Origin of the sequence: Shewanella sp. SP2S2-6, assembly GCF_031931965.1 — a bacterium.
Lineage (GTDB): Bacteria > Pseudomonadota > Gammaproteobacteria > Enterobacterales > Shewanellaceae > Shewanella > Shewanella baltica.
Genome location: NZ_JAUOEQ010000003.1, coordinates 116,589 through 131,238, shown reverse-complemented (window position 1 = coordinate 131,238; position 14,650 = coordinate 116,589). Strand labels below are relative to the sequence as shown.

Annotated in this window: 11 protein-coding genes; 6 read left to right on the top strand and 5 right to left on the bottom strand. The window is 46.8% G+C overall.

The genetic code is table 11. The features are described from left to right. Positions 1-185: 185 nt before the first annotated feature. Positions 186-506 carry a BolA family transcriptional regulator gene (locus tag Q4Q57_RS03780; RefSeq protein WP_106651435.1) on the bottom strand — a complete coding sequence of 107 codons (321 nt, stop codon included), beginning with the start codon at positions 504-506 and terminating at the stop codon, positions 186-188. A 170-nt stretch (positions 507-676) separates the two neighbouring features. Beyond that, on the bottom strand, positions 677-1,375 hold the full coding sequence (locus Q4Q57_RS03775; protein ID WP_311889836.1) for an alpha-ketoglutarate-dependent dioxygenase AlkB: 699 nt from the start codon (positions 1,373-1,375) through the stop codon (positions 677-679). A 148-nt stretch (positions 1,376-1,523) separates the two neighbouring features. On the opposite strand from Q4Q57_RS03775, the gene Q4Q57_RS03770 reads away from it, so the two are divergent. Both Q4Q57_RS03770 and Q4Q57_RS03765 read left to right on the top strand, forming a co-directional pair. Next, positions 1,524-2,660 carry a methyltransferase gene (locus Q4Q57_RS03770; RefSeq protein WP_311889834.1) on the top strand — a complete coding sequence of 379 codons (1,137 nt, stop codon included), beginning with the start codon at positions 1,524-1,526 and terminating at the stop codon, positions 2,658-2,660. 240 nt (positions 2,661-2,900) lie between these two features. Beyond that, positions 2,901-6,113: a DUF2339 domain-containing protein gene (locus Q4Q57_RS03765; protein ID WP_311889833.1), complete on the top strand. Its 3,213-nt coding sequence runs from the start codon at positions 2,901-2,903 to the stop codon at positions 6,111-6,113. Between the two features lie 120 nt (positions 6,114-6,233). Here the strand turns inward: Q4Q57_RS03765 and Q4Q57_RS03760 are convergent, their stop codons facing one another. Continuing rightward, positions 6,234-7,532 (bottom strand): aminotransferase class I/II-fold pyridoxal phosphate-dependent enzyme, encoded by a 1,299-nt coding sequence (locus Q4Q57_RS03760; RefSeq protein WP_311889831.1) that lies wholly within the window; start codon positions 7,530-7,532, stop codon positions 6,234-6,236. 197 nt (positions 7,533-7,729) lie between these two features. Then, positions 7,730-9,142 (bottom strand): PLP-dependent aminotransferase family protein, encoded by a 1,413-nt coding sequence (locus Q4Q57_RS03755; protein WP_311889829.1) that lies wholly within the window; start codon positions 9,140-9,142, stop codon positions 7,730-7,732. A 157-nt stretch (positions 9,143-9,299) separates the two neighbouring features. Here Q4Q57_RS03755 and Q4Q57_RS03750 point away from each other — a divergent pair, with 157 nt between their 5' ends. From Q4Q57_RS03750 to Q4Q57_RS03735, 4 genes are all read left to right on the top strand, one after another. Further along, entirely contained in the window at positions 9,300-10,634 is a 1,335-nt protein-coding gene (locus Q4Q57_RS03750; protein WP_311889827.1) for a cytochrome ubiquinol oxidase subunit I, read from the top strand. A gap of 60 nt (positions 10,635-10,694) precedes the next feature. Beyond that, positions 10,695-11,702 carry a cytochrome d ubiquinol oxidase subunit II gene (cydB, locus tag Q4Q57_RS03745; RefSeq protein WP_107403925.1) on the top strand — a complete coding sequence of 336 codons (1,008 nt, stop codon included), beginning with the start codon at positions 10,695-10,697 and terminating at the stop codon, positions 11,700-11,702. A gap of 101 nt (positions 11,703-11,803) precedes the next feature. Then, complete coding sequence (locus Q4Q57_RS03740) at positions 11,804-11,938, top strand: DUF2474 domain-containing protein (protein ID WP_006080444.1); 135 nt, start codon at positions 11,804-11,806, stop codon at positions 11,936-11,938. 713 nt (positions 11,939-12,651) lie between these two features. Then, entirely contained in the window at positions 12,652-13,053 is a 402-nt protein-coding gene (locus Q4Q57_RS03735) for a GreA/GreB family elongation factor (protein ID WP_311889826.1), read from the top strand. Positions 13,054-13,829: 776 nt separating this feature from the next. Here Q4Q57_RS03735 and Q4Q57_RS03730 read toward each other — a convergent pair. Next, the gene (locus Q4Q57_RS03730; protein ID WP_115334001.1) at positions 13,830-14,606 is read right to left on the bottom strand and encodes a helix-turn-helix transcriptional regulator; all 777 of its coding nucleotides are present in this window, start codon (positions 14,604-14,606) and stop codon (positions 13,830-13,832) included. Positions 14,607-14,650 lie beyond the last annotated feature (44 nt).

Genomic DNA, 14,650 nt, shown 5'->3' with positions numbered 1-14,650 from the left:
GAGCTCCGCAATCGCACCACTCAACCCCTTAAAATAAAACATATTGTTAACACAGAAACACAGTGAGGGAAACCAGAAACTCGAGGGGTAAAACCAGAAAATGGCCTTAGTTTGACCTAAAACAAAAAACCACTCTATGGAGAGTGGCTTTGAAATCCAAGCTAAAAGTATTAGAAAGCGATGAATTAACCGCGACAATTTGGCGTATTAGGCACTTGTACATTCGCATCCCATTCACTTTGAGTGAATGTGTGAATCGACAAGGCATGCACGCCATTCGCTAGCTCATGGGCTAAGTGAGTATTAACCAATCGATGCCGTGCCAAGAGACGTAAACCATCAAACTGCTCACTCACGAGCACAACTTTGAAATGGGTTTCCGAATTCGGTGGCACATGGTGACGATTACTTTCGTTGATCACTTCTAAGTGAGTTGGCGAGAAGCCTTCAGTTAACTTCTGCGTGATAGTGTTAGCCACTGTGCCCTGCGCATGAGTATTGGACATATTCGAGTCTCAGAATGGTGAAATCCAGTGGCCGCAGAGTACTGCTTCAGGTGGAAAAGATCAAATTCACTTATTCGGTTTGCTGCTCTGCGACCACATGATATCTCACCTTATTTGGCAGGCAGTTCGCAACCACAAGCAGTTAACAGTAGGCATTTAACAACGGGCATTTAGCCATGGAAATTAACGATGAGTTGTCTAAAGGTATAGTTCCAACGGGGCTCTTTTACTTTCAAACGTTTAGGTAAGCTGTGCAGCCAATCGTTTTGCATAGGCCAGTGCATGATTAGCAGATCACCGCTGTGCAAACTGATGCAGTGCTTGGTTTGGCTATGTTTATGCTTAAGCACAAAATCCCGCGTGGCGCCTAAGCTAATAGAAGCAATATGGCTGCCACGGGCAATTTCCGGTTCATCATCGCTATGGGCGCCCATACAATCTTTACCATCGGCGTAGCGATTGACTAATACACCATTGCTGGCCAAGCCATAATCCCGCGCTAACTTATCCCTCAACTTCTGGGCATATTTAGGCCAAGATAAGGCGCGGATAAACAGTCCTGAATATAAATAGTCACAGCCCAAATCGCCAAACCACACTTGCTGGCGAGGAATTGCGTGAAACTGACCAAATACTTGGATTTCAGGGCGGCTTAAGGGATAAGTCTGCGCTTCTGTCATCAACGCAAGTTGCTGCTCAGCATTAAGATAACCCCGCACTAAGGTGATGGGCGGTATGGGTTGTCCAGTCTTGTTCAAACCGTGATCGGTAAGGTTCAAACTTAGCTGTAAATCAAGACCCGCGTCATCATCAAGCTCAGAAAACAAATCGTAACCTTGGTTGTCACGCCGCTCATTATCTTTAGCCATCAACCTACTTGTCCCCCGCAACTATCGATCCGTTTGCTTGCCGCTTCGTCCATGGCAGGGCTAACATTCGCTCTTGATGCTGAGCCGTCGCACTGCGCCATGAAATCTGCGATAATCTGCGCCTTAATTTATTGGCGCAGTGTGGCACATGACAACACAATTTTCAGTAGCGGGTGTTGAACTCGAACTTTTACGGTATCCAGCTCAGCAGGAATCTAATCTTCAAGCTTGGGATGCCGCCGATGAACACTTACTCAAAAGCCTTATTGAGTCAGAGCAAGCCGCCGTGCCAACCGCCATTATCAACGACAGTTTCGGCGCCTTAAGCTGTGGTGTATCGAAACTGAATCCAAGTTGGCCACTGTGTGTTGAAACCGATGCCAGAACCAGCTTTTTAGGCACAGAACAAAACCATGGCCGCAATCAGTTGCCGCTGGATAATCTGCAATGGTTTACCAGCCGCGATACCTTGCCAGAAAACTTAGCCTTAGTATTGATGAAGTTGCCTAAGAACTTAAGCTACTTTGCCCACCAGCTAACACGCTTATCGCAAGTGTTACCCACTGGCACTCGCATATTAGTGGCAGCCAAAGCCAAATCGATTAATGGCGCCTTGCTCGATGTCTTTGCTAAGCATTTAGGCCCAGCAAGCGCTAGTTTAGCGTGGAAAAACACCCGAGTAATTACCTGTGTCAGTGATGGTAAATCCAGACCATTAGCCAAAGAAGTGACTTGGACCGTACCTGAATATCAACTTGAGATCAGCAACTTAAGTAATGTGTTTGCCGCCAATAAACTCGATATTGGCGCACGCATCATGCTAGAAAATCTGCCGAAAGGGGATTTTAAGTCGATTGTCGATCTCGGCTGTGGCAATGGCGTGCTGGGACTGCGAACCGCTCAGTTATTCCCAGAAGCTGATATCCACTTTATCGACGATTCTGAAATGGCGGTCGCATCAGCCAAGGCAAACTGGGCACGTAATCAATTGCCTGCAGATAAAGGCCACTTCTATTGGGACGACTGCATGACGCATCTGCCAGAAGAAGTGCAACCGGATCTGGTGCTATGTAATCCGCCCTTCCATCAAGGCGAAGCCATTACCGATCATATCGCGTGGCAGATGTTTTTAGATGCTCGCCGCCGCTTAAAAGACGGAGGTATTTTACATATCGTCGGCAACCGCCATCTGGCTTACCATGTGAAATTACAGCGCTTATTTAAAAACTGCACCACAGTCGCCTCCAACGGTAAATTTGTGATCCTGCAGGCGCAAAAGAAATAATTCTGCCGCTAATTCCTGCCACTAATGAGTACTTTAATCAGGGCCAGCAATGTCTGGCTCTTTGTTAAACTGCACCCGCTAACATTTTGATCTACTCCACTATCAGCACTTTGTGACACTCGCTATGGCTAGCCGAAATCCCCTGCCGCAAGTACAATCCAATTGCAAAGGTGCTTAAGCCCTTAAATTCTTAAGCGCTGAATGTTTTTAAGCTATTAGGCACTTAACTAGGATTGAGATATGCCGTTAAAGGATGACGTCGCACAACTAAAAGCTGAGCTGGCACAATTACAGTCGCTGCATTTATCGCAGCAATCTTCGCTCAGCCGTCAGTTGGCAGAATTTTCAACTAAGCTCGATACCTTAAGTCAGCAAATTGCGACTGAAGACGCCTCTGACACCAGTCTTAGTATGGCGGCAGATAGTATGACAGCGGGTGCTGCATCGATTGCGGCAGTGGTCCCCGCCGCCGATAACGCGCCTACATTAACCTATGCGGCACACACACCAATCCTTGAGTCCGCTCCCGTAGAGCCAGTTACTGCAGAACCCAACCCATGGCAGCAAAACGCTGTGCAAGGAGACCCTTGGCAAAGAAACACAAAAAATACCTCAGCAGAACAAGTCGCTAAAACCGAATACCAGGCGCAGGGCCAACAACTGAGTGATGAAGTCAAATTACAGGCAAGCGTGCAAGTGGCGAGTCAATTTGATGATCTGCTATCCCAAGGATTAGCGGCCATCATGGCGCCCTTTGGCGCAATTACCGAACAAATCAAATCCTTCTACCATCATTATCAAGCTAAGGGATTAGGGCCAGTCTTCTTGATGACAGTTGCAGGGATCATCACCCTGACCTTAGGCTTTGGTTATTTACTGCAATATTCCATCAACCATTGGTTCTCTGAACTGGGCAAAGCCCTACTCGGGTTTGCCAGTGCGAACGCTATCATAGCCGGCGGGATTTTTATTCGCCAAAAACGCGCGGGCATGGCGGACTTTGGCTCAGGGATAGTCGGATTAGGCCTTATCCTAAACTTTCTCTGCGCTTACTTTATTGGGCCATATTTTGAAATCATCCCCAATAGCGCGAGTTTTATCTTACTGTTATTGATCACTTTGGCAGGTTATGGCCTGTCAATGCGCTTAGATGCCAAAGTCATTGCCGTCATTGCCTTAGTCGGCGGCTCGACCGCGCCTATGATGCTGTTATCCCAAAGCTATGCGCCGCTACTGTATCCTCCTTATTTACTGCTTATTGGTGCCGGCGCCCTTGCCCAGAGTCGTAAGTTAAAGTGGCCGCTATTAGTGGAAATCACCGCCCTGCTGCACATTGGCTGCATCGAAGCCTTTAGTTATTTTGTGCCATTGCCACTCACCGACTTTGGCGGCGGCAGTCTGCTGGCGCTTATCAGTATTAATGCGACCTTTTATCTCTACGGCATCACCGGCCTAATATTTCCCCATCAATTTACCCATCAAGATAAACAACCAAGCAATACGCTGAGCCATCGAATACTCGCCCTTCCGATAGCATTGCTCGCCTTTGTGCTATTCGAATTAACGCAATTTACTGAGTTAGCAGGGGAAATTTTTGCAGCCAACGCTCTGATTTGTGCAGCCCTCTATTGGCAGCTAAAAAGCCGCTTAGAAAAAGCCCGCAGCGGCTTATTGTTAGTCTTTGCTGGAAGTTTTGCCGGATTCGCGGCGCTGTATTTACTCAGCCATGATTTCCTCGGCTTAGTCTTACTGCTCGAAGCCTTATTACTGCTATGGATTGGCACCAAGGAAGAGCTGGTTTCAGTGCGCGCCGAAGCCTATGTATTACTGCTGATGGGTTTAGGATTGAATGCGTTTAGCGTGCTAGATAGTATGGCACTGTTAGAATCCAGCATGTTAGATGCCTTAGCGATTTCACCTTTGTCGGCCTTTGGCTTTTCGCTGATAGCGCTGGCCTTAAGTTGCGCCGCCTTAGTCTTTGCCATTCGACTATTAACATTCACCCATGCGCCACTTTCTGCGTTAGAACATCAGCTTTGCAGAATACTAAAAGAACTATTAAGCGGTTTTTATGTGGCGACAATTATCCTCGCGGCTTACCTTTTGAGCAGCGATTACTACCTCGCCATTTTGCCACTGGTCAGCCTATTACTGCTGTATTTAAGCGCAAAGGACAAACTCGTTATCAGCGAATTTGCCGCTTGGATCTTGCTATTACCGCTGCTCTTTAAGGTCGTTGAAGGCATAACACTCGCGGACAGTTTTAGCTTTAGCGCCCAGCCGCTCATGGCAAAACTGGCACGGATTGAGTTATTTACCGCCTTACTTTTGGCCCATTATTGGTATCGCCGCCACTATAAAGATGCCCTATTTGCTAAAGCCGCTTACAGCGTGCAAATCTGCTGTTACTTGCTGCTGCCGCTTATTTTACTGCCCAAAGTTATCCGCAACTATTGGGAATATACCGCTATCGCCCTTTGGCTGAGCACCTTTATGAGCCTAGGTTTAGCCTATTTTGTTAAGCATAAGAGTTTGAACATAGAGGCCAAAATCCTCACTTGGCTAGCGGTTATGATGACCGCCTCGCTATGTCTTATTCACGTTTGGCAAGGACTCGCGGCGCTGACCGTTGGCGCCCTGTTTATGGGCTTCACCCTGCTTAGTTATCGCCAATTACCCGAGACATGGCGCCCCTTGCTGCAGCTACAATGGCAACTGAGCCCTTATTACTTTGCACTGGTATTGGCCGTGATCGTTTATGGCTTTAATCATTCAGAGCTAGTAGGAATAGCGATGACAGCGCTAGCCTTAAGTGGTTATTTTGCCTTGCTTATCCAAAGAGGTGTAAGCCAAAGGCCTGTAAGCCAAGCCTCACATAGCATGAAATTAATCCTAGTCGCCGAAATTCAAGCCGCAATAAAGGAAAGCTACCATCTCGCCTACGGCCTAACGTTAGGCTTAGCCCTGTTGCCCATCATGTTGCATTTTGAGATCACGCTTGGGCTTAATCGTGATAATGCCTCGTTTGTGTTAATCGAGTTTTTATCGCTGGCACTCCTAGCAAGGCTTATCTTGCAGCACGGCGCAGCAATACGCTTGCATAGACGTATCATGCCATTACAAGGACTTAAGTGGGGTTGGCATCTGTTACTTGCCTTGAGTTACTTCATGTGGAGTTATAGTTTCGATAACATGATTGCCGCCCCACTCAGCGCGATTTTATTAGTTATCCATGGCAGTGTGTTGATGTTTATCAGCTTAAAACCACAAAATGCCGATATGATCCGCCTCGCCGCAGGGCTATTTATCCTATCGACCCTCAAGGTGCTATTACTGGATATGGCGTCCTTCGAGCTAGTGCAAAAGGTCATTGCTTTTATGCTGATCGGGGTTATTTTGCTGACAGTGTCTTACTTCTATCAGAAGGCGAGAAATCGATTGCAGCAAGATTAACATCGTTTTTAAAGCACTAAAAAAACCGCCATCGAATTGAATCGATGGCGGCTTTTTACTGTTAATGATTTAATAAATTGATGAGGTATCTGCTATTCGATATGGGCTACTTAATAAGAACTACTTGCTCACCAGTGCCTTATCGAGCGCCTGCGCCACATCATTAATGATGTCGTCAATATGCTCAATCCCAACCGAGATACGGATAAGATCTTCTGACACGCCCGCCCGTGCCAGTTCATCGGCATCGAGCTGCCTGTGCGTGGTACTCGCAGGGTGACAGGCCAAGGATTTCGCATCGCCGATGTTCACTAAACGCAGGATCATCTGCAGCGCATCGATAAAACGTCCGCCGGCAATTTTACCCTCTTCAGGCGTGGCCGCTTTAATCCCAAAGCTAATGATCCCAGAGGCTTTTCCGCCAGTGATCTTGTGGCAATTATCCTGATAAGGGCTGCTCGGCAACGCGCCGTAGTTCACCCAACTCACCGCCGGATGTAACACCAAATATTCGGCTAATGCTAGCGCGTTCGAGCAATGGCGCTCCATTCTAAGGCTTAAGGTTTCAAGGCCTTGCAACAGTAAAAATGCACTGTGCGGTGACAGTGCGGCGCCGGTATTACGCAGCGGTACCACACGGCAACGACCAATAAATGCCGCAGGACCAAAGGCTTCGGTATAAACCACGCCGTGATAAGAAGGATCGGCTTGGTTGAGTAAGGCAAATCTTTCCTTATTGGCGACCCAATCAAACTTGCCTGAATCGATAATCACCCCGCCAATCGTCGTGCCATGGCCACCAATGTATTTGGTTAAAGAGTGGATCACGATATCGGCGCCATGCTCAAACGGGCGACATAACACTGGGGTTGCGACCGTATTATCGACAATTAAAGGCACGCCATGCTTATGGGCAATCTCGGCTAAACGTTGTAAATTAACAATATTGCCCGCCGGATTACCAATTGATTCGCAGAACAAGGCCTTAGTTTTGTCGTCGATCAGCTCATCGAGGCCTTCAAAATCATCGAAGGCCGCCATACGCACTTCTACGCCTTGGCGCGGCAGCGTATGGGCAAACAAATTGTAAGTGCCGCCATAGAGCTGACTGGTGCTGACAATATTATCGCCAACTTGAGTCAGGGCTTGAATCGCATAGGTAATCGCCGCCATACCCGATGCCACGGCCAGCGCACCTATGCCGCCTTCAATGGCTGCCAGACGTTGCTCTAGCACGCTAGTAGTAGGATTCATGATCCGCGTATAAATGTTACCTGCGACTTTCAAGTCAAATAAATCAGCACCATGCTGGGTATCATCGAAGGTATAAGAGGTGGTTTGATAGATAGGTACCGCGGCCGCTTTCGTGGTCGCTTCTGACTCATAACCGTAGTGTAATGCCAGTGATTCAAGCTTCATTTTACCTTCCTTCAACAGAGTGCTGTCCTTGATCCAACCCAAAGGATTGCACAAGATTTGTGCATACTCAACAAGCCAACAGATAGACATCTGGAAGTCTAAAACTTTTTTACCTCAGCATTTAACTTCTGACCGAAAACCCCAAACAACAAAGCGAGCTAACATAACAGGCTCATATAAAAAGCGAACCTAACGAGTTAGCGCGAATAGTTGCGGATAAGTTCGGCCAGCACCACGACCGCAGAGACTATCTCTGGCGAGCACTCGTATGAGGCATTCAAGCGCATAAAATGGCGGAACTCGACCTGATTACTAAAGAGATTTCCGGGAGCGATACTGATCCCGCGCTCAATCGCCTCAGAATAAATTTGTGTGGCATCCATGTGTGCAGGCAACGCTAACCAAAGAAAATAGCCGCCTTGTGCAAAGTTAACTCCCACAGACTCGGGCAGATGCGCGCGCAATAGCTGATACATGGCCAATTTGCGATCGGCTAACTTTTTACGTAACTGCTTCAAATGGCGCTCATATTGTGCCGACTGAATAAAATCGGCGATAGCAAGCTGCATGGGCGCGCTGGTCGATAGCGTCGACATTAACTGTAATCGTTGTAACTGAGGTGCATAGCGCCCCGCCGCCACCCAGCCGACACGATAACCTGCAATCAAAGACTTAGAAAATGAGCCACAGTGCAGCACCCTTCCTTCGGTATCGAAGGCTTTTACAGGCCTTGGCGCACTGGAGCCGACATAAAGCTCTTGATAAACATCATCCTCAATTAAACTGACCTTATGCTCGTTTAGTAACTGATAAAGCACCTGTTTTTTAGTATCCGATAAGCTACAGCCTAGCGGATTTTGATGTTGACTCATCAACCAGCAGGCTTTCACTGGGTAGGTTTTTAACACTTCCGCTAGCGCCTCGAGATCAATGCCCAGTTGTGGATCGGTCGCGACCGCAATCGCCTTAAGCTTAAGCCGTTCAATGGCTTGCATCGCGCCATAAAAGGTCGGTGATTCAATGACAACCCAATCACCCGCTTGAGTCAGCGTCGCTAAGCTCAAGTTGAGCGCCTCCATGGCACCCGAGGTAATGATGATTTCGTCGGGTGAAATGCTCATACCCAATTTGGCATAACGTTGGGAAATCGCCTTACGCAGTCCCGCATTCCCCGGCGGTAAATTATCGGCGGCAAAAGACGGCGACATGTGCCGAGTGACCTTAACTAATGAGCGCGCCAACGCTTGCTGCGGGAATAAACTGGGATCGGGAAAACCTGAGCCAAAGGGCACTATTCCAGCCTGTTTTGACGCCTGCAAAACAGAGAAGACGAACTCGTTAATATCCACTTTATCAGAGAGATAAATCTGCCGCTGGCGATCGGGATAACGAAAGGTTTCTGGCTGCGGCGCCACGATATAGCCCGATTTTGCCTGCGCCGTAATCACACCTTGGCTTTCCAATAGCTGATAGGCATTGAGCACTGTCATCAAACTCAAACCAGAATCGGCCACGGTTTGGCGCAGCGACGGCAACTTGTCCCCCGCCTGCCAGACGCCTTGGGCTATTCGTGTCTTTAATTCCTGCGCTAACTGCTCGTACTTCGCCATCTGTTATAGCTCAATCAATATATTCTGTGTCTGTTATAGCCAGCTTATCCCATGCTCTAATGGCACACAAGCTTTCACCGCTGGGCCAATATTAGGTTCAGTGGACACTGCATTAATGAATGCCTTTGTAACGAGACTATTATCTCTCGAGGAAATTATGTTTGATTTTGATGCCACTGTACTTGCTAGGATCCAATTTGCTTTTACCATCTCTTTTCACATTATTTTCCCCGCCATCACTATCGGCCTCGCCACTTATCTAGCGGTATTAGAAGGCTTATGGCTGAAAACGGCGAATCAGGTGTACCAACAACTCTATCTATTTTGGTCGAAGATTTTTGCCATTAACTTCGGCATGGGCGTGGTCTCTGGCATTGTTATGGCCTACCAATTTGGTACCCATTGGAGCGCGTTTTCCGCCTTCGCGGGCAGCGTGACTGGGCCGCTACTCACCTATGAAGTGCTTACCGCCTTCTTCCTCGAAGCGGGGTTTCTGGGGGTCATGCTATTTGGTCAGCAGAAGGTCGGCAAAAACCTGCATTTCTTCGCCACTTGCATGGTCGCCACGGGCACGATTATCTCAACCTTCTGGATCTTAGCTTCAAACAGCTGGATGCAGACGCCCCAAGGTTTTGAAATTGTGAACAATCGCGTTATTCCTGTGGATTGGTTTCAGATAGTGTTTAACCCTTCATTTCCCTATCGTTTAGCCCATATGACAGTGGCGGCCTTTATTTCGTCGGCTTTCTTTGTGGGCGCATCGGCGGCTTGGCATTTACTCAAAGGTAACGACACGCCAGCAATCCGTAAGATGTTGTCTATGGCGATGTGGATGGCGTTAATCGTCGCGCCGCTGCAAGCTGTGATTGGTGACTTCCATGGTTTAAATACCCTTGAATATCAACCTGTAAAATTAGCAGCGATGGAAGGCCATTGGCGTAATGAGGGCGATAAACCCACACCGCTGATCTTGTTTGCCATTCCTGACATGGGCGCAGAGAAAAACCACTTCAGCCTTGAAATTCCAGGGCTGGCGAGCCTGATTTTAAAGCACGATTTAAACAAACAAGTGCCAGCCTTGACTGAGTATCCCGTTGAGGACAGACCCAATGTGTTGTTAGTGTTTTGGAGTTTTAGGGTCATGGTCGGCTTAGGCCTATTGATGATTTTTGCCGGACTGTGGAGCGCTTACCTCAGACGCAAAGGCAAGCTCTACAGCAACAAACACTTTCTGCGATTTGTACTGGTGCTCGGCCCTGCAGGACTGCTCGCGACACTAGTGGGCTGGTTTACCACCGAACTTGGGCGCCAACCATGGGTGATCCAAGGGTTGATGCGCACGCAAGATGCCGTGTCTTCCCATAGCGTTACCCACCTGAGTATCAGCCTAGGGATTTTCATTGTCAGTTACTGCGGCATCTTCGGTGTGGGTTATCGCTATATGATGCGACTCATCCGCAAAGGGCCAGATATCGCAGCAACAAGCCATTAATTTTAAAGTCAATAAATCTAGTTTTACTTATTTAATCTTAAACATATTTAAGGGCTCACCATGGAATTCGATTTACCCTTGATTTGGTTCGGGATCATCATTTTTGCCACCTTGATGTATATCGTGATGGATGGCTTTGATCTCGGCATCGGCATACTGTTTCCCTTTATCCACGACGAGGATGACAGGGACATTATGGTCAATACCGTCGCCCCCGTTTGGGATGGTAATGAAACCTGGTTAGTGCTCGGCGGCGCCAGCCTGCTCGGTGCCTTTCCCCTCGCCTACGCCATAGTGCTCGAAGCGCTGACCATACCGCTGCTTATTATGTTGCTGGCACTGATATTTCGCGGCGTGGCGTTTGAGTTTAGATTTAAGTCTGGCGCAGAAGCTAAACCATTCTGGGATAAAGCGTTTATGTTCGGATCTATCACGGCCACGTTTTCACAGGGCGTAGTGCTGGGGGCGTTTATCTCAGGTATTTCGGTCAGCGAGCAGCAATTTAGCGGAGGTAGTTTCGATTGGTTAACGCCCTTCTCACTCTTCTGTGGATTTGGTCTTATGCTGGCCTATGCTTTGCTCGGCGCGACTTGGCTGGTGAAAAAATGCCAAGGCGAGCTTAAAACGACCATGCAACAACTCGGCAGAGCACTGACCTTATGCTTACTTATGACCATAGGTTTAGTCAGTTTATGGACGCCTTTTGTGCAGCCCAATATTGCCCTGCGCTGGTTTAGTTTGCCGAATTTATTCTACTTCGCCCCAGTGCCAATACTGGTATTAGCCTGTGGCTGGGCCTTGATGAAATCCTTGCGCCGCGATGATAACTATCAGCCATTTCTACTCACCTTATGCCTAGTTTTTTTAGGTTTTAGTGGACTAGGGATCAGTATCTGGCCGCACATTATTCCCCCCAACATCAGCCTTTGGCAGGCGGCAGCACCCGATAGCAGCTTAAGCTTTATGCTCGTCGGCGCGCTGATGATCATCCCGCTGATTTTGGTTTACACCTTTTGGAGCTACTACGTGTTCCGCGGAAAAGTCACTAAAGATGCAGGCTATCACTAGCCATGACTCAGGTAAAAGAGGCTTCCCAAAACGCGACCTAAGCTAATTTGGCTTAGGTCGCTAATTCACTTTAGATAACTTTACACATGCTGGAGATAAACATGACGACCCCAACTAAATCCCTCAGCTATCGACTCGGCTGGTTAGTGCTCATTTGGTGCACGAGCGTCAGTTGCCTGTTCCTCGTCTCCATGTGCATTAAAATACTGTTGAAAGGCGCGGGATTAACCACCTAAGTGGATACCCGATATTTACCATTTAAACGCACACATTAAGGCTTAATTCAGTTAGCTTGCATAGCATAGCGTTAAAATATACTTAAATCTTATAATCACCGAGCTAAGGGATTATTCGAGTGTACATTATTAAATGAGTACTTTATTTGAATGAGCAACTTTAGTGAATTAGTGCGCTATTTACTTAATGGGTATTTCATCGCTAAACCCATCAGTGCTCGATTTATTTTACGCGTGCTAGGATTAAATTGACTAAGATTGGCATCAACACCAACAAAGTTAATTTAGTGTTAAATGCATATTTCTGTAGATAAGTATATTCAGTAATATAAACTTGGTTGGGCTTGCATTATTTTTTCACTTGGCCTATGGTATCAACCAAGTAAACATGGCTTATTTAGTTAACACTTTACATTATTCGCCATATTGAACACTTAAAAAAGCAACCCATAACACACACTTTTGACTGGAGATGTAAAACTATGTTTAGCACTGCATTTTCATCACTATTTCCCCATGTATTAGCTAGCACTCTTAGTTTAACCTGCTGCTTGGCTAAATCATTCCGCTTCTCACTCAAATTCCCAGTCTAAGCCGAGCGTCACTCGCGCTCGGCAGAACTTTAATACTCTGGTTAAATAAGCACTGAATACAGTTATTCCTCTTTTAAAATTCTTTGCTTGTACTTTTACTTGGTTATTTCAGAGGCGGAAATGGCATATTCATTTTTTAGCGGTCTATTTCAGAATTTTATTCTAAAAACCGAAACCTATTATTTACAGAACAGTTTTAATGCCTCACTGCGCCCAACCGCTTTGGCTGGGGTGATTAGCAAGCTTGAGCAACTCAAGCATGATACGGCGAGTGATAAAGTGACTGTAGGGCGGGAGATCCGCTTAGTTAATCTGCAGGATCAACAGGAGTATCAAATTGAGCTCGTGTATCCACCAAAGCATAAACCCAGTGCAGGACGCTTCTCTGTTATATCCGATTTAGGCGTTAGCCTACTTGGGCGGTCAAAGGGCGAGCTGGCTGAAGTGAGTATTTTAGGCAAGCCAGTGCTGTTTATGATTAAAGGTGTCAGTCTAGCGAAAAAACCTAAAAAAGCTAAGTAGCCAGCTGATTTAAGCAGCGTTATTTCTAATGGCTTTTAGTGACTTATGTTGACTGAATCTACTAAAGTGTTAAGCCATTTTAGATGACGTAATTAAAGATATAGTGTGTTCTACTCCGTGACAACATACTTCAACTCGCTATTAGCGGCGGCTTCTAGCGGTACTTTCAACATAATAGGATAAGAAGGAATGTTATTTTGAAGTCATTAACTGGCCGCGTTATTTATTAAAGACAGGCATTAAATTAATTTAACACTGAAATTAACGCCTTTTGCCACTATTTACACTAAGTCATGGCAGCGCTTTAAGGTAAAACAGCAAAGGGGTTAAGAGGTTTAGGTTCGGCACCTCATCGTTAAATTACGTTTTATGTGTCCTTTATAAATAAACCGACTCAATTTAAGCCTGAAATAAAAATTGAGCCCAACTATCGGAACCGAATTGCGGCGCGGAACCGGATAGTGACCTTCACTTTGGAGTCTATATCTATGAGTAAAGAAAAAAACAAAAAACCGCCAATGAAAACCTTAAAAGAGAAGCGTCAGGATAAACGGAACCGCCAAAAAGCATCCGACTAATTTATCCACCAATGTAAAAAACCCTTAAATCCTCTCTTTAAATAGGCCGAAAATAGGGTGCTAAATGCTTTGGCACCCTATTTTATTTCTCGGTTTTATCTGCTTATCGCCTCACAACATCCGCTAGCGTTCGAATTAACAACAGGTCATTTTTCAACACACTAAGCTTATATGCCATCACACTAAACTTATGCGCCATCATAATCGACGGCGATACTGCTCCGGCGAGCACTGGGCATACTTTTTAAACATTACAATATAAGGTGAGGTTTGGTTGTAGCCGAGCGTTAATGCCACCTCTTTTATAGCCAGTCCCTGACGCAGCAATTGTAATGAATAGATAAACTTATGCCTTTGCCTTAACTCGGTAAAACTCATCCCCAGCGCTTCTTGGCAACGACGGGCTAAGGTACGCTCTGTGGTATGTAATTCACTTGCCCAAGATTTAAAGGTCTTAGGACTTGCGGGATCGGCTTCGAGTGCCAGCAACAGTGGCTGTAACAGTTTATCTGAAACGGTGGGCAAAAATTGCGGCAGGGCTTGGCCGATAGTGAGCTGATCGAGCAAAACCTCAACGAGGCGCTTATCCGCCGCCGAATTTGCCACTCGGACTTGCCGCTCCCGCAGATCGTTCACGATCGATTGGGCAATAGGAGTCACAGCTAACAAACAGGTCTCTAGGGGAAACGCCGCAGCCCGCTCGACAACTATGTTCATCGAACAATAATGGATACTGCGCCGAGTGTAACTTTCATGCTCTATCCCCGCAGGAACCCAAATCGCATATTGCGACGGCGATAAAAACCGTTGCCCAGCGGCATGTAATTCCATGATGCCACCGCTGATTAACTGCAATTGTCCCCATGTGTGTTGATGCTTGGGCGTCACCGTATTAGGCAGGAAAGCTTCATAGTTAAAAAAGATATCCGCAAATGGCTCTTGCTCTGCCGTGAGGGGATGGTAAACCGTACGCATTTTGTCTGTCCTCAAAGCCTTCTAGCTCAATACATTCTCTCGTT

Bases quoted from the DNA above. Each gene is read 5' to 3' on its own strand.
- Q4Q57_RS03780 (WP_106651435.1), bottom strand. From the start codon at position 506: ATGTCCAATACTCATGCGCAGGGCACAGTGGCTAACACTATCACGCAG.
- Q4Q57_RS03775 (WP_311889836.1), bottom strand. From the start codon at position 1,375: ATGGCTAAAGATAATGAGCGGCGTGACAACCAAGGTTACGATTTGTTT.
- Q4Q57_RS03770 (WP_311889834.1), top strand. From the start codon at position 1,524: ATGACAACACAATTTTCAGTAGCGGGTGTTGAACTCGAACTTTTACGG.
- Q4Q57_RS03765 (WP_311889833.1), top strand. From the start codon at position 2,901: ATGCCGTTAAAGGATGACGTCGCACAACTAAAAGCTGAGCTGGCACAA.
- Q4Q57_RS03760 (WP_311889831.1), bottom strand. From the start codon at position 7,532: ATGAAGCTTGAATCACTGGCATTACACTACGGTTATGAGTCAGAAGCG.
- Q4Q57_RS03755 (WP_311889829.1), bottom strand. From the start codon at position 9,142: ATGGCGAAGTACGAGCAGTTAGCGCAGGAATTAAAGACACGAATAGCC.
- Q4Q57_RS03750 (WP_311889827.1), top strand. From the start codon at position 9,300: ATGTTTGATTTTGATGCCACTGTACTTGCTAGGATCCAATTTGCTTTT.
- cydB (WP_107403925.1), top strand. From the start codon at position 10,695: ATGGAATTCGATTTACCCTTGATTTGGTTCGGGATCATCATTTTTGCC.
- Q4Q57_RS03740 (WP_006080444.1), top strand. From the start codon at position 11,804: ATGACGACCCCAACTAAATCCCTCAGCTATCGACTCGGCTGGTTAGTG.
- Q4Q57_RS03735 (WP_311889826.1), top strand. From the start codon at position 12,652: ATGGCATATTCATTTTTTAGCGGTCTATTTCAGAATTTTATTCTAAAA.
- Q4Q57_RS03730 (WP_115334001.1), bottom strand. From the start codon at position 14,606: ATGCGTACGGTTTACCATCCCCTCACGGCAGAGCAAGAGCCATTTGCG.